General features: G+C 55.3%; 17 protein-coding genes. 12 read left to right on the top strand and 5 right to left on the bottom strand.

Annotation, left to right across the window (positions count from 1 at the left end; genetic code table 11):
- Positions 1–66 precede the first annotated feature (66 nt).
- Genes lolC through cobB form a run of 5 tightly spaced genes read left to right on the top strand, consistent with a single transcriptional unit; the run spans position 67 to position 4,969 of the window.
- Positions 67–1,266, top strand: a complete 1,200-nt coding sequence (gene lolC / locus ACE38U_RS12655; RefSeq protein ID WP_038473572.1) for a lipoprotein-releasing ABC transporter permease subunit LolC — start codon at positions 67–69, stop codon at positions 1,264–1,266.
- Positions 1,259–1,963: a lipoprotein-releasing ABC transporter ATP-binding protein LolD gene (lolD, locus tag ACE38U_RS12660; RefSeq protein WP_038473571.1), complete on the top strand. Its 705-nt coding sequence runs from the start codon at positions 1,259–1,261 to the stop codon at positions 1,961–1,963. Before lolC ends, lolD begins: the two co-directional genes overlap by 8 nt.
- Positions 1,963–3,207, top strand: a complete 1,245-nt coding sequence (gene lolE / locus ACE38U_RS12665; RefSeq protein ID WP_375529851.1) for a lipoprotein-releasing ABC transporter permease subunit LolE — start codon at positions 1,963–1,965, stop codon at positions 3,205–3,207. The genes lolD and lolE overlap by 1 nt, the downstream gene beginning before the upstream one ends.
- Before the next feature lie 25 nt (positions 3,208–3,232).
- Positions 3,233–4,144, top strand: coding sequence for an N-acetylglucosamine kinase (gene nagK, locus ACE38U_RS12670; protein WP_038473566.1), 912 nt, complete (start codon positions 3,233–3,235; stop codon positions 4,142–4,144).
- Between the two features lie 3 nt (positions 4,145–4,147).
- A complete protein-coding gene (cobB, locus tag ACE38U_RS12675; protein WP_038473565.1) occupies positions 4,148–4,969 on the top strand; it encodes a Sir2 family NAD+-dependent deacetylase in 822 nt (273 codons plus the stop codon).
- A gap of 592 nt (positions 4,970–5,561) precedes the next feature.
- Here the strand turns inward: cobB and potD are convergent.
- Genes potD through potA form a run of 4 tightly spaced genes read right to left on the bottom strand, consistent with a single transcriptional unit; the run spans position 5,562 to position 9,370 of the window.
- A complete protein-coding gene (potD, locus tag ACE38U_RS12680; protein ID WP_375529852.1) occupies positions 5,562–6,608 on the bottom strand; it encodes a spermidine/putrescine ABC transporter substrate-binding protein PotD in 1,047 nt (348 codons plus the stop codon).
- Entirely contained in the window at positions 6,605–7,396 is a 792-nt protein-coding gene (gene potC / locus ACE38U_RS12685; RefSeq protein WP_038473560.1) for a spermidine/putrescine ABC transporter permease PotC, read from the bottom strand. The genes potD and potC overlap by 4 nt, the downstream gene beginning before the upstream one ends.
- On the bottom strand, positions 7,393–8,250 hold the full coding sequence (potB, locus tag ACE38U_RS12690; RefSeq protein ID WP_375529853.1) for a spermidine/putrescine ABC transporter permease PotB: 858 nt from the start codon (positions 8,248–8,250) through the stop codon (positions 7,393–7,395). The genes potC and potB overlap by 4 nt, the downstream gene beginning before the upstream one ends.
- Positions 8,234–9,370, bottom strand: coding sequence for a spermidine/putrescine ABC transporter ATP-binding protein PotA (gene potA, locus ACE38U_RS12695; RefSeq protein WP_375529854.1), 1,137 nt, complete (start codon positions 9,368–9,370; stop codon positions 8,234–8,236). The genes potB and potA overlap by 17 nt, the downstream gene beginning before the upstream one ends.
- 284 nt (positions 9,371–9,654) lie before the next feature.
- On the opposite strand from potA, the gene pepT reads away from it, so the two are divergent.
- The 4 genes from pepT (at position 9,655) to ACE38U_RS12715 (ending at position 14,153) form a co-directional block, all read left to right on the top strand.
- Positions 9,655–10,881, top strand: a complete 1,227-nt coding sequence (gene pepT / locus ACE38U_RS12700; protein ID WP_375529855.1) for a peptidase T — start codon at positions 9,655–9,657, stop codon at positions 10,879–10,881.
- 314 nt (positions 10,882–11,195) lie between these two features.
- On the top strand, positions 11,196–11,687 hold the full coding sequence (locus ACE38U_RS12705) for a Pycsar system effector family protein (RefSeq protein ID WP_375529865.1): 492 nt from the start codon (positions 11,196–11,198) through the stop codon (positions 11,685–11,687).
- Positions 11,688–11,696: 9 nt separating this feature from the next.
- Positions 11,697–13,034, top strand: coding sequence for an adenylate/guanylate cyclase domain-containing protein (locus tag ACE38U_RS12710; protein WP_375529856.1), 1,338 nt, complete (start codon positions 11,697–11,699; stop codon positions 13,032–13,034).
- A 735-nt stretch (positions 13,035–13,769) separates the two neighbouring features.
- Positions 13,770–14,153 carry a hypothetical protein gene (locus tag ACE38U_RS12715; protein WP_375529857.1) on the top strand — a complete coding sequence of 128 codons (384 nt, stop codon included), beginning with the start codon at positions 13,770–13,772 and terminating at the stop codon, positions 14,151–14,153.
- On the opposite strand, the gene ACE38U_RS12720 is transcribed toward ACE38U_RS12715, so the two are convergent.
- Positions 14,150–16,576, bottom strand: coding sequence for a DUF3772 domain-containing protein (locus ACE38U_RS12720; protein WP_375529858.1), 2,427 nt, complete (start codon positions 16,574–16,576; stop codon positions 14,150–14,152). The genes ACE38U_RS12715 and ACE38U_RS12720 overlap by 4 nt on opposite strands.
- A gap of 194 nt (positions 16,577–16,770) precedes the next feature.
- Between ACE38U_RS12720 and ACE38U_RS12725 the strand changes: the two genes are divergently transcribed.
- From ACE38U_RS12725 to ACE38U_RS12735, 3 genes are read left to right on the top strand one after another with little or no spacing between them, the layout of a single operon-like run.
- Entirely contained in the window at positions 16,771–17,748 is a 978-nt protein-coding gene (locus ACE38U_RS12725) for an ABC transporter substrate-binding protein (protein WP_176981095.1), read from the top strand.
- A gap of 3 nt (positions 17,749–17,751) precedes the next feature.
- The gene (locus tag ACE38U_RS12730; protein ID WP_375529859.1) at positions 17,752–19,464 is read left to right on the top strand and encodes an ABC transporter permease; all 1,713 of its coding nucleotides are present in this window, start codon (positions 17,752–17,754) and stop codon (positions 19,462–19,464) included.
- Positions 19,452–20,480, top strand: coding sequence for an ABC transporter ATP-binding protein (locus ACE38U_RS12735; protein WP_375529860.1), 1,029 nt, complete (start codon positions 19,452–19,454; stop codon positions 20,478–20,480). Before ACE38U_RS12730 ends, ACE38U_RS12735 begins: the two co-directional genes overlap by 13 nt.
- Positions 20,481–20,538: the final 58 nt, after the last annotated feature.

The raw sequence follows: 20,538 nt of genomic DNA on the forward strand, positions 1-20,538 counted from the left end.
TTGGCCGGGGAGGTGTCGTATACTTCCAGGATCTTTGCTTAGGCAACCCGCAACAAGACGGACTTCATGTATCAACCTGTCGCGTTATTTATAGGCCTGCGCTACATGCGTGGGCGAGCAGCGGACCGCTTCGGCCGCTTCGTCTCCTGGCTGTCGACGATTGGCATCACCCTCGGGGTTATGGCGCTGGTCACGGTCCTTTCGGTAATGAATGGCTTCGAGCGCGAGCTGCAAAACAACATCCTGGGGCTGATGCCGCAGGCGTTGATCACCTCGCCGTCCGGCTCCATCAATCCTCAACAACTTCCCGCCGATTCCCTGAAGCTTCAGGGCGTGACGCGTATTGCGCCGCTGACCACCGGGGACGTGGTGCTGCAAAGCGCCCGCAGCGTGGGCGTGGGCGTGATGCTGGGCGTGGAGCCGGACGAAAAAGACCCGCTTTCTCCGTTCCTGGTCAACGTCAAGCAGGCCGACCTGGTGGCCGGCAAGTACAACGTCATTCTCGGCGAGCAGCTTGCCGGTTCACTGGGCGTTAAGCGCGGTGAAACTATCCGTATCATGGTGCCATCCGCCAGCCAGTTCACGCCGATGGGGCGTTTGCCGAGCCAGCGTCTGTTCACCGTGATTGGCACCTTTGCGGCAAGCAGTGAAGTCGACGGCTACCAGATGCTGGTTAACCAGCAGGATGCTTCGCGCCTGATGCGCTACCCGGCGGGGAATATCACCGGCTGGCGCCTGTGGCTTGCCGAGCCGCTCAAAGTCGACGTGCTGAGCCAGCAAACGCTGCCGCAGGGCACCGAATGGAAAGACTGGCGCGAGCGTAAAGGCGAGCTGTTCCAGGCCGTGCGCATGGAGAAAAACATGATGGGCCTGCTGCTGAGCCTGATCGTCGCCGTCGCCGCGTTTAACATCATTACCTCGCTTGGCCTGCTGGTGATGGAAAAACAGGGCGAAGTGGCGATTCTGCAAACCCAGGGGCTGACCCGCCGCCAGATAATGGCGGTGTTTATGGTTCAGGGCGCGGGCGCGGGCGTGATTGGCGCCTTGCTCGGGGCCTTGCTCGGGGCGCTGCTTGCCAGCCAGCTGAATAATTTAATGCCGGTAATCGGCATTCTGCTCGATGGCGCGGCCCTGCCGGTGGCTATCGAGCCGTTACAGGTTGTGGTAATTGCCATTGTGGCGATGGCCATTGCTCTGCTGTCCACGCTTTACCCTTCGTGGCGCGCCGCCGCGACCCAACCCGCTGAGGCTTTACGTTATGAGTAATTCTGTCCTGTTGCAGTGTGACAACCTGTGCAAACGCTATCAGGAAGGCAAGGTGCAAACGGATGTGCTGCACGATGTCAGCTTCAGCATCAACGCGGGCGAACTGATGGCGATCGTCGGCAGCTCCGGCTCCGGCAAAAGTACCTTGCTGCATCTGCTGGGCGGGCTGGACACGCCCACCTCCGGCGACGTGGTATTCAACGGCCAGGCGATGAGCAAACTCTCGTCGGCGGCGAAGGCGGAATTGCGTAACCGCGAGCTGGGCTTTATTTATCAGTTCCACCATCTGCTGCCGGATTTCACCGCGCTGGAAAACGTCGCGATGCCGCTGCTTATCGGCAAGAAAAAGCCGGAAGAAGTTCAGCAGCGCGCGCTGGAGATGCTGGCCGCCGTTGGGCTGGATCACCGCAGCAGCCACCGACCTTCTGAACTGTCCGGCGGTGAACGTCAGCGCGTGGCGATTGCCCGTGCGCTGGTGAATAACCCGCGCCTGGTGCTGGCGGACGAGCCAACCGGTAACCTGGATGCGCGCAACGCCGACAGTATTTTCGAGCTGTTGGGCGAGCTGAACGTGCGCCAGGGCACAGCTTTCCTCGTCGTCACCCATGACCTGCAGCTGGCTAAGCGTATGTCCCGCCAGCTGGAAATGCGCGATGGCCGCCTGACCCACGAGCTGACCTTGATGGGAGCGCAGTAATGGCTTCCCCGCTTTCTTTATTGATTGGCCTGCGTTTTAGCCGCGGGCGTCGCCGCAGCGGCATGGTTTCGCTGATTTCGGTTATCTCCACGCTCGGCATCGCGCTGGGCGTGGCGGTGCTGATTGTCGGCCTGAGCGCGATGAACGGCTTCGAGCGCGAGCTGAAAAACCGCATTCTTGCCGTGGTGCCTCACGGCGATATCAAGCCGGTCAACCAGCCGTTTACCAACTGGCAGGACGTGCTGCCTAAAGTTGAAAAAGTAAAAGGTATCCTGGCCGCCGCGCCGTATATCAGCTTTACCGGGCTGGTGGAGAGCGGGGCGAACCTGCGTGCAGTAGAAGTAAAGGGCGTTGACCCGGCTCAGGAAACTCGCCTGAGCGCCTTGCCGCAATACGTCCAGAACAATGCCTGGGCAAACTTCAAGGCCGGACAGCAGCAAATCATCATGGGCAAAGGCGTCGCGGACGCGCTCAAGGTGAAGCAGGGCGACTGGGTGTCTATCATGATCCCCAACAATGACGGCGGCACCAAGCTGATGCAGCCCAAGCGCGTGCGCCTTCAGGTGGCGGGTATTCTGGCGCTCAGTGGCCAGCTTGACCACAGCCTGGCGATGGTGCCGATGCAGGATGCGCAGGGTTACCTGGATATGGGCAACAGCGTCACCGGGATCTCCATCAAGGTAGACGACGTCTTTAATGCGCAAAAGCTGGTGCGTGACGCGGGCGAAGCCACCAATTCCTACGTCTATATTTCAAGCTGGATCGGCACCTACGGCTATATGTACCGTGACATCCAGATGATCCGCGCCATCATGTACCTGGCGATGGTGTTAGTCATCGGCGTTGCCTGCTTTAACATCGTTTCCACGCTGGTCATGGCGGTGAAAGACAAGAGCAGCGACATCGCGGTGCTGCGTACGCTGGGGGCCAAAGACGGCCTGATCCGCGCTATTTTTGTCTGGTACGGGCTGCTGGCCGGGCTGCTGGGCAGCGTCAGCGGCGTGGTGGTCGGCGTGCTTGCCTCGTGGCAGCTGACCAACATCATCGGCGTGATTGAAAAACTCATCGGGCACAATTTCCTGTCCGGTGATATTTATTTCATTGATTTCTTACCTTCTGAGCTGCACTGGCTGGACGTGGTTTACGTCCTGGTAACGGCGCTGGTCCTTAGCCTTCTGGCAAGCTGGTACCCGGCACGACGCGCAAGCAATATCGATCCGGCAAGGGTGCTAAGCGGACAATAATATTAATTAACTTTTGGGAGCAGCGATGTATTACGGATTTGATATCGGCGGCACTAAGATTGCACTCGGCGTTTACGACCAGCAGCGGCGTTTACTTTGGGAAGCCCGGGTTGCTACTCCTCATGACAGTTACGAAAATTTCCTCAACGCGGTAGCCGGGCTGGTGGCGCAGGCCGACGAGAAGTTTAACTGCCGCGGTTCGGTAGGCATCGGCATTCCGGGCATGCCGGAAACCGACGACGGCACGCTTTACGCCGCGAACGTTCCCGCCGCCAGCGGCAAACCGCTTCGCGCAGACCTCAGCGCCATGCTTGAGCGCGACGTGCGCATCGACAACGACGCCAACTGCTTTACGCTTTCCGAAGCCTGGGACGACGAATTCCTTAACTACCCGGTAGTGATGGGCCTGATCCTCGGCACCGGCGTTGGTGGCGGCATCATCGTCAACGGCAAATCGGTCACCGGACGCAGCTACATCACCGGCGAATTCGGCCATACCCGCCTGCCGGTGGACGCGCTGGAAATCCTCGGGCGCGACATTCCCTTCACCCGCTGCGGCTGCGGTAAAAACGGCTGTATCGAAAACTACCTCTCCGGGCGCGGCTTTGCCTGGCTGTGGCAGCACTTCTACCAGGAGCCGCTGGACGCGAAAGAAATTATTGCCCGTTACCGGCAGGGAGACGAGCAGGCCATCGAGCACGTGGACCGCTTCCTGGAGCTGCTGGCCGCCTGCCTCGGCAATTTATTGACCTCAATCGACCCGCATCTGGTGGTGATTGGCGGAGGATTGTCTAACTTTAGCGATATCTACGCCCAACTGCCGGAGCGCCTGCCGAAGTACCTGCTGCCGGTTGCCGCAGTGCCGCGTATTGAACAGGCGCGCCACGGTGACGCAGGCGGTATGCGTGGCGCGGCATTCCTCCACTACACGGAGTAAGTCATGCTTTCTCGTCGTCAACACCGGCTCAGCCGGTTTCGGAAGAACAAACGCCTGCTGCGCCAACGTTTGCGTCAGCGTATCTTTTTCAGAGACAGGTTGGGGCCGGAAATGATGGACAGACCAAGAGTGGTCGTACTGACCGGGGCGGGGATCTCCGCCGAATCAGGCATTCGCACCTTCAGAGCCGCCGACGGGCTGTGGGAAGAGCACCGCGTCGAAGACGTGGCGACGCCGGAAGGTTTTGCCCGCGACCCGGCGCTGGTGCAGCGTTTTTACAACGAGCGCCGCCGTCAGCTCCAGCAACCGGAAATTCAGCCCAATGCCGCGCACCTGGCGCTGGCGAAGCTGGAAGAGGCGCTCGGCGACCACTTCGTGCTGATCACCCAGAATATCGACAACCTCCACGAACGCGCGGGCAGTAAAAACGTCATCCACATGCACGGCGAGCTGCTGAAGGTTCGCTGCGCCAGCAGCGGCCAGGTGCTGGACTGGACGGGCGATATTACTCCGGAAGACCGCTGCCACTGCTGCCAGATCTCTGCCGCGCTGCGCCCGCACATCGTCTGGTTCGGCGAAATGCCGCTGGGCATGGACGAAATTTATCAGGCGATTGCCACCGCGGATTACTTCATTGCCATCGGCACTTCCGGGCACGTATACCCGGCAGCGGGCTTTGTGCACGAGGCGCGGTTGCAGGGGGCGCACACCGTGGAGCTGAACCTGGAGCCAAGCCAGGTCGGCAGCGAGTTTGAAGAGAAGCACTACGGGCTGGCGAGCCAGGTGGTGCCGGAGTTTGTGGATAAGCTTTTGAAGGGGTTGTAGTGGGGGGCTGACTCTCATTATTTCCCCGGAAGAACTCTTTGATCTGATGGTTGTTCCGTTCACCCATAGAACTTTTTCCCCTGCACGTTCGCAGCACGGTGAACGTGTCCGGGGGATTACGCCATCCCCCGGACAGCCCCGGCGCCCGGCAGCTCAACCCCGCCTGAGTTGGGTCATAACCGGGGGCGATGAGAGCCGGGAACAAGTGCGTGGCTGTGGGGCTTGCAGCAATTTTTATGTTCAGCGTGGCTATGAGCTTGAAGCGAGGCTCGGTTCCGGCTTAAATCGCCTCCGTTTTCTCTCCGACTGGCCAGGGTCCGGACGTCGGGAACGGCCGGAGGCTGAGAGCGTCGGGAACGCATCTCAGGCGACCCAGGACTGGGAGATAAAACGGAGGTCTGCCGCTTTAGCGGTCGATTTATTTGGCCGGGAGTCCGGGGTCTCGGGGAAGTGACGGTGACTTCCCCGAGTCGTTCACCGTCTCTGTGATGACAGATAAAGCAGGGCTGGAAGTGAACGGAATATTCGCAGCCGTGCATAATCGTGAGCGTTTCTGACTAAGTGACGACTTCTCTCCTGAAAAGGCAAAACCCTATCGCCCCGCCTTTAACCGCTGATAATAAGACTCATACAGCGCGCTCGCGTCACCCACATCGTTCTGCCATTCTCCGGCTTTAATCACTTCCGCATCGGGGTACAACGACTTATCTTCCGCCACGTTCTTCGGCAGCAGCTTGCGGGCTGCGAGGTTTGGCGTCGGGTAGCCGATGGTTTCCGCGACCTGTTTCGCCACGTCCGGGCGCAGCAGGAAGTTGATCAGCTTCAGCGCGCCGTCGACGTTTTTGGCGTTGGCCGGAATCGACAGGTTATCCATCCAGAAAATCCCGCCTTCCTTCGGCCAGACGATCTCCAGCGGCGTGCCGGCCTGGCGGGCCACGTACGCTGAACCGTTCCACACCATGCCCAGGTTTACTTCGCCTTCCATATACGGGTTGGCCGGGTTGTCGGAGTTGAACGCCGCCACGTTGGGCATCAGCTTTTGCAGCTCGTGGTAAGCGGCCTCGATCTCTTTCGGGTCGGTCGTGTTGCCGGACAGGCCAAGCTTGCGCAGCGCCACCTGGAACACTTCGCGCGCGTCGTCGGTCAGCAGCAGGCTTTGCTTGTACTCCGGCTTCCACAGGTCGGCCCAGCTGGTGATGCTCTTCGGATCGATGACTTCGCTATTCACGCCAATTGCCGTGGCGCCCCAGATATACGGGATGGAGTAGTCGTTGTTCGGATCGAACGGTTTGTTCAGCATGTCTGGGTCGAGATTTTTAAAGTTGCTGAGCTGGCTTTTGTCGATCTTCTGGATCATGCCTTCTTTGCGCATCTTCGCCACAAAGTAGGTGGAGGGCACCACGAGGTCGTACGCGCCGTCTTTGTAGGTCTTGAGCTTGGCGTACATGGTTTCGTTCGACTCGTAGGTCGAATAAATCACCTTGATGCCGGTCTCTTTGGTGAACTGTTCCAACAGGCCCGGCGGCACGTACTCGGTCCAGTTATAGAAATAAAGCGTCTTGCTATCGTCGGCATGAGCGGCGCCGAGGCTGAGCGCCAGAGCGCCCGCAGCAAGCAGGTGGCGTGGCCATTTTTTCATTTTAACGTCCCCTGAGGTTGAGTTTTATCACGAAGAATCAGCTGGCTGGCGATCACCAGCCCCAGCGAAAGTAACAGCAGAATGGTGGCCAGGGCGTTCACTTCCGGCGAAACGCCGACCTTGACCATCGAGTAAATTTTTAGCGGCAGGATCTCGTAGCTCGGCCCGGTCACGAACGAAGATACCACCACATCGTCCATCGACAGGGTAAAGCTTAGCAGCCAGCCCGCCGCCACGGCAGGCATCGCCAGCGGCAGAATAATCTTGCGCAGAATGGTGAGCTCGCTGGCACCCAGGTCACGCGCCGCTTCCAGCATCTTCACGTCGAACCCTTTCAGGCGGGAATAGACGGTGACCACCACAAACGGCAGGCAGAAGGTGATGTGGGAAAACAGCAGCGACCAGAAGCCAAGCGAAACCCCCAGCAGCATAAACAGCACCAGCAGCGAGATAGCCATCACGATGTCCGGGGACATCATCACCACAAACAGCATCCCGCTGACGAACGGCTTGCCGCGAAAGCGGTAGCGGTACAGCGCCACGGCGGTAAGCGAGCCGATAAGCGTGGCGGCGCTGGCGGAAAACACCGCCATCGTCAGCGAATGCTTTGCGGCCTGCAGCAGGCTGTCGTTATTCATCAGCAGGCTGTACCAGTTCGTGGTGAATCCCTGCCAGTTGATGCCGAAGCGCGAGCTGTTGAACGAGTTCACGATCAGGATGATGATCGGAATATACAAAAAAGCGTAAATGGCGGACATAAAGCCGCCGCGAAGCAGGCGTCCGATCATTCCAGTTCCACCTTTTTATTCAGCAGGCGCGCCGCGCGCCAGTAAACCAGCAGCATCAGGCCCATCACCAGCGTCAGCGTAATACTCGTCGCCGCGCCAAACGGCCAGTCGCGGATGTTCAGGAACTGGCTCTTAATCACGTTGCCAATCAGCAGGTTCTTCGCGCCGCCCATCAGATCCGACACATAGAACAGCCCCATTGCGGGCAGCATCACCAGCAGGCAGCCGGCGACAATCCCCGGCATGGTCAGCGGCAGAATAATGCGCACAAAGGTTTGCAGCTTGCTGGCTCCGAGATCCCGAGCCGCCTCCAGCAGCGGCTTGTCCAGCTTCTCAATGCTGGAGTAAAGCGGCATCACCATAAACGGCAGCAGGATATACACCAGGCCAATGATCACCGCGCTCGGGGTGAACATGATGCGAATTGGCGTGTCGATAACCCCCAGCCAGAGCAGGAACTCGTTAAGGTAGCCCTTGGTGCTGAGGAAAATCTTCAGCCCGTAAATGCGGATCAGCGAGTTGGTCCAGAACGGCACAATCAGCAGGAAGAGCAGCAGCGGGCGCACCTTTTCCGGCAGCCGCGCCAGAAACCAGGCAAAAGGGTAGCCGAGCACCAGGCAGGCCAGCGTGGCTATCGCCGCCATGTTCAGCGAGTGCAGCAGCACCTCGGCGTACAGCGGGTCGGCCAGCCGGGTGTAGTTATCCAGCGTGAAGACCATGCTCACGAAGTTGTCGTTATCGCGAGTCAGGAAGCTGGTGACGATGATCATCAGGTTGGGCAGGAAGACAAACAGCAGCAGCCAGCCCACCACGGTGGCAATTACCACATTCTGGAATTTACGCGAGCTCTTCATCTGCCAGCACAACCTCCCAGCTTTCTACCCAGGTCACCGCCATTTTTTGATCAAGCGTATGGTCGAAGTCCGGGTCATCTTCGTTAAAGAACTCGCTGACCATCACCATCTTGCCGTTTTCCAGTTCGACGGTGGACTCCAGCGTCATGCCTTTATAGTTGCGCTCGCGAATGTAGCCAATCAGCCCGTCCACTTCTCTGGCGTCGTTGACCTCTTCCACGCGCAAATCTTCCGGGCGCAGCAGCACCTTCAGTCTTTGCCCGGCGGTAACCGGCTTGCTGACGAAGATATGGCATTCGCGGCCTTCGACGTTGGCCAGCACGCGCTGCTCGTCGCTGCGCTCGATAACCGTCGCGTCGAAAATGTTGATCTCGCCGATAAAGCTCGCCACAAACAGGTTCTTTGGCTCTTCGTAAATCTCTCGCGGCGTGCCGTCCTGCTCAATCCTGCCGTCGCGCATCACCACGATGCGGTCGGACATGGTGAGGGCTTCTTCCTGATCGTGCGTGACGAACACAAACGTAATGCCGAGCTTGCGCTGCAGGGCTTTCAGCTCGTTCTGCATCTGCTTGCGCAGCTTGTAGTCCAGCGCCGACAGCGACTCGTCGAGCAGCAGCAGGCGCGGCTTGTTCACCACCGCACGGGCGATGGCGACACGCTGCTGCTGGCCGCCGGAAAGCTGGCTCGGCTTACGCTGGGCAAACTCTTCCAGCTGTACCATTTTCAGCGCTTCGGTCACGCGTGGCGTTATTTCTGCCGCAGGCGTTTTCTGCATCCGCAGGCCAAAGGCGACGTTTTCAAACACCGTCATGTGCGGAAACAGGGCGTAGCTCTGGAACACGGTATTCACGTGGCGGTGCTCGGCGGGCACGTGGGTGATGTCCTGATTATCGAGCGTGATGTGCCCGGCATCGACGTTTTCGAGTCCGGCAATAAGGCGCAGTACGGTGGTTTTGCCGCAGCCCGAGGGGCCAAGCAGCGTCAGGAATTCACCATGATTAATGGTGAGAGAGAAGTCAGAAATTACGGATTTACCATCAAAGCTCTTGGCGACGCCTGCCAGGTTGACCAGCATGGCGTGCGAACGTGGCTGTTTATTCAATTTTTTACGCTGTCCCATAAATGACGTATCCGGAGCGGAGGATACGGGGTTTGTGATTAACCACCTTGGGTTTTGGCACGTTGAGTAAGGGCAGGCATTCTACGGCAAAGCGAGGGGATCGCCAAACCCGATGGCCACAAAGCCTGGCCGTTATCGTCTACGGTTAAGGGTAAGTTTAACGAAGGCTTTGTCACGTTCCGGGAAAACTATTTTTTTCCGTTACCGACTAAAAGTGACCTGACGCAATATTTGCCTTCTGCGGCTTATTGATAATTGATGTCACTAAAAACGAGGGTGGCTAAATGGATAAATTACTTGAGCGCTTTTTGCAGTATGTCTCTCTGGACACGCAATCCAGGCCCGGCGTTAAGCAGGTGCCGAGCACCGAAGGGCAATGGAAGCTCCTGCGCCTGTTAAAAGAGCAACTGGAGCAGTTGGGGCTGGTGGACGTCACGCTCAGCGACCACGGCACGGTGATGGGCACGCTGCAGTCGAACGTCGGGCACGCTGTCCCGGCCATTGGCTTTATCTCCCACGTTGATACCGCGCCGGACTTCACCGGCAAAAACGTGAACCCGCAGATCGTCGAGAACTACCGCGGCGGCGACATCGCGCTCGGCATCGGCGATGAGATCCTTTCCCCGGTGATGTTCCCCGTATTGCACCAGTTAATGGGCCAGACGCTGATCACCACCGACGGCAAAACCCTGCTGGGCGCGGACGACAAGGCGGGCGTGGCGGAAATCATGACCGCGCTGGCGGTATTAAAAGGCAAAAACGTGCCGCACGGCGATATCCGCGTGGCCTTTACCCCGGACGAGGAAGTCGGGAAGGGCGCGCACTTCTTCGACGTCGAAGCCTTTAACGCCGAGTGGGCCTACACCGTGGACGGTGGCGGCGTGGGCGAGCTGGAAAGCGAGAACTTCAACGCTGCTTCAGTGACCATCAAAATCGTCGGCAACAACGTGCACCCCGGCACGGCCAAAGGCGTGATGGTTAACGCCCTGTCGCTGGCGGCGCGCATCCACGCCGAAGTCCCGGCGGACGAAAGCCCGGAATACACTGAAGGCTACGAGGGCTTCTACCACCTGAACACCATGAAAGGCTCCGTCGACCGCGCCGAGATGCACTACATCATTCGCGACTTCGACCGCGAGCAGTTCGAAGCCCGCAAGCGCCGGATGATGGATATCGCCCAAAAGGTCGGCAAAGGCCTGCACCCGGACTGCTATATCGAGCTGGTAATAGAAGACAGCTATTACAACATGCGCGAGAAGGTGGCCGAGCATCCTTATATTGTCGAGGTTGCCCAGCAGGCGATGCGCGACTGCGACATCGAGCCCATCATGAAGCCTATCCGCGGCGGCACCGACGGCGCCCAGCTTTCCTTCAAAGGCCTGCCGTGCCCGAACCTGTTCACCGGCGGCTATAACTACCACGGCAAGCACGAGTTCGTGACCCTGGAAGGGATGGAGAAGGCGGTGGCGGTGATTGTTCGGATTGCGGAGCTGACGGCGAAGGCGGGTTGAGTCGGCTGATAAACTACTAATTATGGGAGGGGCTTTGGCCCCTTTTCTATAATATAATTTGGTTTGTTTTTTTGTTAACTGGCAGTGATTTTATAGACTTTTCATTTATTGAAATGTGATAAAAAGCATCAGTAATATTTTATCTTTATTCCAGCTCTTATATTCTGTCAAAGGGCTTTATAAGTTATTTAATTTTTCTCGTAATTTAATATTGCAGTGGGTGGTAATCGATTTTATTGTTTTTTCTTTTTATAACTAAAGTCAGAGAGGGATGTGTGACAAGTAACAATGATGATTTAGACCGATTGGATTTCATGATAAAAGTGGTAACTAGGACTGATGGTTTTCATAATTATGCAAATACTAAATCAACTGTTATACTTTCTTTTACAACAGCATTGTTGGCATTAATTATAGCTAATTTAGAGAATTGTTATACAATACTGAATTCAAGTCATATCCCTCATGTAAGATTTGTATTTACAATTTTAATATTCTCTGTTTTTTCATTGCTTTTTGCTGCTTTGTACTTCATATCAAAGACGATAATACCGAACACGGATAAGAGTAGAACAAAAAACATTTACTCATTTATTGATATATATTCAAACCTTACCGAAGATGAATATAAATCAGAGGTTGCTAGCGCGAGAAAAAATGAGTTGGTCATTAGCATGTGTGATCTTCAGTATAATCTATCTAATTCTTTGAATAAGAAATATTTTTACCACAAAAGAGCTGTTGTCTGTTTGACTAATGTATTACTAATTATTGTTATGTTATCACTTATTTTAATATTTAAATAAAGGTTGAAAATGGAATTTGAACGTATTTTTACTACTGCACAATTTGAATTAACTGATAGAGTTAAAAACTCAGAAAAAAAATCTTCTGTTTATGGGGCGCGATCCAGTGATGGCGCAGCTAAAGATTCTATAACCAAAGCTATACACGAATCGATTAAAGGCACTGCATCGATGGAAAGCAATTTAGACGGGATGCAACTAATCGATATATCAGGGGAAGGAGTTGCTAGAAAAAATATAAGGGAAATATTTGGAAAAGTGGGGGATCCAAGTATGATTATTGGATGCCATCCTGATTTTCATCACTTATCTAACAGTTCAGATCTTGAAAATGGTTATTCCATTACTCTTTTTATGGATATTGCGGGGTCGACCAAATTAGGAAAGAAATATCCTATAGAAACAGTTTTCAATATTAAAAATACAATAATAAAATATGCCATCGAAATCATACAGGCATTTGATGGACATGTGCATAGAATAATGGGTGATGCAGTAATGGCATTCTTCAGAACAAAGAGCCATGAAGAAAATGAAAACCTTATCATGAAAAATGCCGTGGACTCAATAAATTGTGCAACATATTTAATAGAATTTATGGAGAAAATAATAACGCCAATAATTGAAGAACAAGGCGCTGACGAACCAATTGGTATCAGAATTGGAGTGGATTATGGTGCTAAAGAAGATGTAATTTGGGGGAACTATGGCGCTTTTGGGGCATATGAAGTGACTGCGACATCATATAATGTTGATGTCGCAGCAAAATTACAGCATGCAGCTAAAACTAATACAGTTATGATAGGTTTTAATTTAAAAACATTACTGGGGCTTGGGCATGAATATATTTCTGTTATTGAAAAGTCAGGGCGACAACAAACTTATGTGAGGCCAAATTATAAAGTGGGTGACTCCCAAATAAATTACAAGCAATATAAATTCGATCACAAAAAATATTTTAATATTTTACCTCAAAATCTTAGAGGGAGTAAGTACAGGCTTAAAATAAACGAAACTGGAACTTATTATATTGGTTGCTCAACGACAATAGAGAAGCATGAAAAAATAACATTCGAGACATCAGTGAACTATTTTCCTGGACAAGAATTATTTTTAATTGCAGAGAAAAATAATACAGGTAAAGATTGTGGGAAAGAAAGAGGTATAAGTAAAAAATCATATCCAATGAGTGAAGTAGGCAATGGTTATTATACCGCATCTGTCGCAGAATCAACGGCTTATCATGGCATCCATCATATGGATTTTGAAATTCAAGATAGACATGGAAACGTTATTGATAAAGATAAGTGTGTTGGAGTGATTGTTTCACCTTCTATACTATCATAGTTGTTTTTATCTTTTGCTTAAAAAATCAATGCCTATGAAAGAATTATAAAGTTCTGTATTGTATGAATTTAAGAGATGACACTATAGTGTTTGATTTTATATGGTTGACTCGGTGCCAATTGGCACCGATTAGAATAATGGAAGTATCCTGTCAATGAACGTTGAAATTTAATTGAGATGCATCATGTATAGATATGAAAAATAGAGTTGTTGTATTGAGCGCCATTTTTACATTAGATGCAAATAACTCTCTCCTATTGTTGGTTTCCATTATAAACTCAGCGTCTGTTATATGCTGGGTGTTTTCTTCTTTAAATTAATAGACCCAGTGGTTGTCGAACAATATATAGTAATTTGATGCTTTAAAATTCCATATTTAATACATTCAAAAGCTTATTTGTGTAACGTGCTTTTATTTTAAATAAAAATTATTTTTTGAGATACTCAGCATGACTATGTATTTTAATTTGCTATCAATTAATCAAATTTATTTTTCTTAATAATACATACCCAAATGCAACCCAAGTTTCCAGTTATCACATTTCCGAGATCCCCCTCGAATTTTTTTAGTTTCCAATAATTATCCGGCAAACCACTGTTGACTTATCCAGTACAAAAAACAGAGGATAATAACCAAGAAGCAATCAAAGGTAACCGAAGAAAAAATTCGCCCCTGAAAGGTACACCAATACCAGACGAGGACTAACCACAACGTAACTTATAGGGAGTCACGCCATGGCTAATGCCGATAGTAACACATTCACGCACACGGAAATGACGAAGGATCAAACGATTATTGCTGAGGACATCGCAGCCTTATTAAAAATGCCGCTGGGCGCAAAGGATGATTTATTTCATGTGCTGCATATTTGCCGCTGCCGGGTGGATGAATTAATCGAAATAGATAACCACGCTGAATATCTCGCGCTGGCGGGGCGTTTGCTGGCAGGGTTTAGCGTGCTGAGAGTGGTTTTAGAGCATCCGCCGCCGCCGCATCTCATTGAACGGTTAAAGGTGGAAGATCAGAGGTACTCCCACCTTAGCCGTGATAAGGCACGGCGAAGGCGGGCAGGGAACCTGAGAATCAGGCAAGCGGCTCGTCAGCCAGGCCAGCCTTAAGAAGAAAACTCATCGTCATCGTCTAAGGCTTTCGCCCGCTGCCTCATAAAAACAACTTCCTGCGGGCTGGAAAGATTTACCTCATTTTTGCGCAGCAGCTTGAGGATATTAAACAGCAGTTCACTTTTGCTGGAGCCGACCATGCGCGGGCTGGCGACGTAGCCGGTCACGCTCAGGATAATGCCTTCCGGCCCTAGCTGGCTGAAGCGCACATACGGCGCAGGCGTCGGGAGGATCGCCTCATAGTCCTGATAGGCGCTGAGCAGTAAATCGCGCACCAGCTCCGGGTCAATATTGGTCGGGAAGGTCAGGGCGATGGTGACCACTCCCTGGGCATTGCCCATTGTGGCGTTGCGCACGTTCTGGGAAATCAGCTGTGAGTTGGGGACGATCATCGTCGAGCGGTCGCTGAGCTGGATCTCCGTGGCACGCACGTTGATCCGCCGCACGTCGCCCTCAATGCCGCCGATGCCGATCATATCGCCGACCTTGACCGGGCGTTCCGTCAGCAGGATCAGGCCGGAGATAAAGTTCTTCACAATCTCCTGCAGGCCAAAGCCGATCCCCACCGACAGGGCGCTGACAATCCAGGCCAGGTTGTTCCACTGAATGCCCAGCGCGGCCAGGGTGATGAGGATCAGCAGCACGTAGCCGACGTTGGTAAACAACGTAATTAGCGAGGCGCGAATGCCGATATCGGTAATGGTTTTGGGCAGCAGTTCCTGGCTGAGCCAGCGCTGGGTTACGCGCAGAATGTACAGGCCAATCACCAGGCAAAGCACGGCGTTCAGTAAATTGCCGGGCACGATGTGCAGCTGCTTCAGCCCGTCGCCGCTTAAAATTGTCACCAGCTTGCTGATAAGCAGGCTCGGGGTAGTGGTGCCAAAGGTCCCGTTAAACAGCGCGATGATGGTTATTAATAGCAGGGTGCATTTGGTGAAGGCGGTAAACACCACGGCCAGCTGCTCAAGGTGCCGGTCTTTAAACCGCAGCGACTTTTTCATCGCCTGGCCGGTGGCGGTGTGCGGTGAAAAAACGGCGGCGAAAAAGTCGGTGGCGAAGGTCACCAGATAATAAAACGCCATCAGCACCATGCTGAACCAGATCATCTGGTAAGTGAGGTAGCGGGCGAAGGCGATGTAGCCGATCAGCAGCGACGCCAGAATCACCAGCGAGGCGAGCATGATCAGCATGCAGACCAGCGCATCGAGCCGGGAACGTTTCTCGGCAGGTTCGCCTTCTTTTTCCAGTCGGCGGTGGGCGTGCTGCACGCGCACCATCATCACCAGCAGGACGCTGGCCATGACTGCGGAAATCAGCCCGTTGGCTCGGATCGTGGTGCCGAGGCTGGCGCCAATCGTATTATTAAAGAGATCGAGGCAGCCAATAAGCAGGCCCAGAATCGCCAGCAGCGGCGGGAAGTAACGCACGCTTTCGGCCACGCTGTCGTCGATTTGCACCAGCCGCCATGAAGGGCGTTTCAGGGAAAGGAACGCCCGGCCTGCGCCATAAATTAGCGAGCAGAACACGGCCAGTTGGAAGAAGCCGTCGACAAAATCGCTCATCTGGGGAGAGAACTCCTCCACCCGCGAAAAAGCACTTTTCACAATGGAAAGCGCCAGCATAATGGTAAACATGGTTACTAACGTGCTGGCCAGCGTGTTGAAGCTGCGGCGCAGGCGACCATCCGGCAAATAGGTGATATTGATCCACACCAGCAGCCGGTCAATCAGATAGCAGCCTGAGAACGCAATCCCGGCGGCGGCCACGAGCAGCCAGAAGGTGCCCCAGAACCACTCTGGCTCCCAGGCCGCCTGCCAGGTTTTCAGCAGCTGCTGGCAGAAGTCGTTGAAGCGCTGGATATCCACGGCCTGGGTGTCGGCTTCCTGCAGCCAGAAGGTGCCGCTTAGCATGCTGCCGCTGTTGGACGTCAGCTGCGACTTAAAATAGGTGCGGCGGAGATCGTTAATCTGAATGCCCAGCGCGCGGATATTGGTTTGCAGGCTTTGCGAGGTGCCGATCGCCTCATCAATCTGCTTTTTGTCCCTGTTTAACGCATTGCGCTGCTGGGAAACGCTGGCGGTTTCATTTCCCGCCCCAGACTCCGGCGCTGGCCCCAGAACCTGCAGCTGAGCCTGGACTTTCTCATGCATCGGCTGCAGCAGGGCGGCCAGGTTATCCACCTCCACGCCCAGCTTTTGCGTGGTGTCGAACAGCTTGATCAGCCGGCTGTCGGTATTGGTCTGGGAAACCTGCTGCTTAATGTTGTCTATTTGCGTTTTGTATTGCTTTAACTGCCCGGCAATCTCTTTGAGGCTGGGCTCCTGGCCTTCGGTTTGTGCGGCAAGGGTACTTTGGGGTGCCAGAAACAGGCCGATAAATAGCAAGAAGGTGGCGAGGAAAACAGGCAGCGATTTGCTCATGGGAAAATTCTCAATGTCCCTATTAATGTTTTTAAAGTATGGTCAGCGGGCGATCAGATTGCCATTTTTTATCATCGGCGGTCCAGAGGGGTTACTTATCCCGTTGGTCCAAAAGACCTGCTTTGTTTGGTTCTGGTCACACTCTTGTCAGATTCGGCTGCTTTAATCGTCGCAACGGAAAAAAGGGACAAAAAATGACGAAAAAACATGTGTTGCTGATGGTGATGCTGGCGGTCATGAGCGCTTCTGCGCTGGCTAAATCCACCTTAACGCTGTACACCAGCCAGCCCAATGAAGATGCGCAGACCACCGTCAGCGCCTTCGAAAAAGCGAACCCGGACATTGAAGTGAAATGGATCCGCGACGGCACCAGCAAGCTGACCGCCCGTTTACAGGCGGAGATGGCGGCCGGGGGGGCAGTGCCGGACGTGCTGCTGATTGCGGACAGCGTGACGATGGAATCCCTCAAGCAGCAAAACCTGCTGGCGGCTTACAAGTCACCCGAAGCCACGCGCTTCGATGCCCAACTGTATGACAAAGACGGCTATTATTACGGCACCAAGCTGATCACCACCGGCATAGCGTATCACAGCAAAGCCCCGGTCAAACCTGGCTCGTGGCTCGATTTGCTCAAACCCGAGCTGAAGAACATGACCACGCTGCCCAGCCCGCTGTATTCCGGCGCGGCGCAGATCCATCAGGCCGCAGTTATGGGCGCCCCGACGCTGGGCTGGCAATACTACGAAAAACTGAAGGCCAACGGGGCGATGCCGCAGAGTGGTAACGGCGCGGTGATGAACGCCATTGCCTCCGGCAGCAAAGCTTATGGCGTACTGGTCGATTACATGGCGATCCGCGAGAAGGCCAAGGGCGCGCCGATTGAGTTTGTATTCCCGACCGAGGGCGTGAGTATTGTCACCGAGCCGGTGGCGATGATGAAGGGCGCTAAAAATCCCGAAGCGGCGAAAGCGTTTATCGACTTCGTGCTCTCTAAGGCGGGGCAGGAGCTGGTGCTGAAACAGGGCTATCTGCCTGCCGATGCCAGCCTGCCGGTACCGCAGGGCTTCCCGCCGCGTGACAGCATCAAAATCATGCCGTTTGATGCCGCCCAGGCGCTGGCGGACACCGAAGCGAACAAAAAGCGATTTGCCGACCTGTTCGGTAGCCGCTGATTGATGCCTGGCCTGGCATTGTCCCGCCCCGACGACGGCAGCCTGATGAAAGGGCTGCTGCGTCTGCTTATCGTCGTCATTGCGTTATTGAGCCTGCTCCCCAGCCTGCAATTACTGGCCTCCGCGCTGCTGGACTGGCGGCTGGGCAGCCACAGCAGCCTGGGGCGCGTGCTCAGCAACCCGACCACCTGGGTCGCGCTGTGGAATAGCCTGTACACCAGCGGCCTGGGGGCGCTGCTGTCCCTCCTGCTGGGCAGCCTGTTTGCCTTTTGCCTCGGGCTGATGAACATCCGTGGCCGCCAGGCATGGGCGTTTCTCTTTATGCTGCCGATGATGATCCCGCCGCAGGTCACGGCCCTGAGCTGGCTGCAGCTGTTCGGGCCCGGCAGCGTGCTGCTCAACAGCCTCGGCCTGGCACCGGGTTTTGGCAGTACCAACCCGCTTTATTCCGCCGGGGGGATAGCGTTCCTGCTCGGTATCCAGCATGCGCCGCTGGTGTTTCTGACCCTGCGCACGCAGCTGCAAAGTTTGCCCCAGGAACAGATTGAGGCGGCGCGGCTGAACGGCGCTTCTCTTTGGCGGGTTTTCATCGACATCATTCTGCCGCTGTGCCGACCCGCGCTGTGGGCCGGGGCGGCGCTGGCTTTTGTTTCCGCCCTCGGTAACTTCGGTATCCCGGCGATGCTCGGCATCCCCATCTCCTATTTCGTGCTGCCCGTTTACATCTACCAGACGCTCTCCAGCTTTGGCCCGTCGATGCTGAACGAGGTGGCCTCGCTCTCGGTGCTGATGGGCGTGCTGGCCGTCGCGATTGTGACGCTGCAGGGGATTATGCAGCGGCGTTACGCTTTGCCGCTGATCGGCATGGCGGGGCGAGCGGCAAGTTTTGCTGCAGGCAAAGGGCGGCTGGCGGTGGAGATCCTGTTGGCGATCGTGCTGGGCGGGATGCTGGTGGCCCCGCTGCTGGCGCTGATTACTACTTCCCTGGTGCCCACGCTGGGCGTGCCGCTCAACGGCGACACGCTGACGTTTACCGCCTGGCGCGCCATTTTTGACGAGCAAAGCGCCACCTGGCGGGCGCTGACCAACAGTATGCTGCTGTCAGTCGGTGCCGCCGCGCTGCTGTTGGCGCTGAGCCTGCCGCTGGCCTGGCTACTGGTACGCCGCCCCAGCCGGTCGCTGCGCTGGCTGCACAGCCTGATCGACATTCCCTACACGCTGCCCGGCGTGGTGCTGGCTATTGCCTGTATTCTGCTGTTTGCGCGCCCGCTGCCGCTGCTGAACGTCAGCCTCAGCGGCACGCTGACGATTATCTTCTTCGCCTATCTGGCCCGGTTTCTTACCGTCTGCCTGAAGCCGGTTCACACCAGCATGCTGCAGCTGGACCCGGCGATGGAGGAGGCCGCGAGCCTGGCGGGAGCCGACGCTTCCCGGCGGTTACTGCACATCGTCCTGCCGCTGTTGGCCCCGGCGGCATTTGCCGGCGCGCTGCTGGTGTTTCTCACGGCGGTGAACGAGCTGACCGTTTCCGCGCTGCTCTGGAGCGCCGGGAAAGAAACCCTCGGCGTGGTCATTTTTAATCTCGACGAAAGCGGCGACAAAGTCATGGCGTCGGCGATTTCCGTACTGGTGGTGATGCTGGTGGCCGTGGTGATGCTGCTGCTGGGCGCGCTGGGGCGTTATTTACCGAAAGGAGTCATTCCATGGCAGAGCTAAGGCTGGACAAGCTCAGCAAAGTTTTTGGCGAACAGGCCGTGGTGCGGGATCTCAATCTGACGATCCCGGACGGGGCGTTTACCGCCTTGCTGGGGCCGAGCGGCTGCGGTAAAACGACCACGCTGCGGATTGTGGCTGGCCTTGAAGCGCTGAGCGGCGGTCGTCTGCTGCTGGGCGATAAGCTGCTGGCGGACAGCGCCACCCACGTTCCGCCGGAACAGCGTGACATGGGCATGGTGTTTCAGTCCTACGCCCTGTGGCCGCATATGACCGTGGGCGAAAACGTCGGCTACCCGTTGAAGCTGCGTAAGATTAACGGCGCCACTCGCCAGAAGCGGGTGATGGAGGCGTTGGAAGTCGTGGAGCTTGGGGCCTATTTCGGGCGCTCGCCTCAGGAACTTAGCGGCGGGCAGCGGCAGCGGGTGGCGCTGGCTCGTTGCCTGGTTTCGGAGCCGCAGGTGGTTTTACTCGATGAGCCGCTGGCGAACCTTGACCGCCACCTCCGCGCCACAATGGAGCAAACTTTTCGCGAATTTCACCGCCGCACGGGGGCGACTTTTGTTTATGTAACGCACGATCAGGCCGAAGCGATGGCGCTCGCCAGCCATATTGCCGTGATGCACCAGGGCGAGCTGATGCAGTGGGGCACGCCGCAGCAGCTTTATCAGCAGCCGCAAAATGGATGGGTGGCGCGTTTTATTGGCAAAGGCAGCGTGCTTTCCCTTGGCGTATCACCCGGAGCACGGCAGCTGGATCTGCCTGCATTGCATGAGGGTTTTGCTCATCCGGCGAGCCATAAAACCGTGCCGGTGCTGGTTCGTCCCGAGCATGTTCAGGTCGCGGATAGCGGGCTGAGTGCCAGCGTCGAAAGCTGTATTTATCAGGGAGAGCGGTATCTGCTGGAGCTACGTTTACAGGACGGGCAGGCGCTGAGCGCGTTTCATTCTGCGCCGCTGGCGGTGCAGCAAACGGTGCATGTGCAACTGTTACAGGGCTGGCGGCTGGATGCGGCGTGAGAGAGTCATAGTGTAAGCGGGAATATCCCGCCTTCGCCGTAATAAAAACGATGAAGGC

The organism is Cedecea selenatireducens, assembly GCF_042138895.1.
Classification (GTDB): domain Bacteria; phylum Pseudomonadota; class Gammaproteobacteria; order Enterobacterales; family Enterobacteriaceae; genus Cedecea; species Cedecea selenatireducens.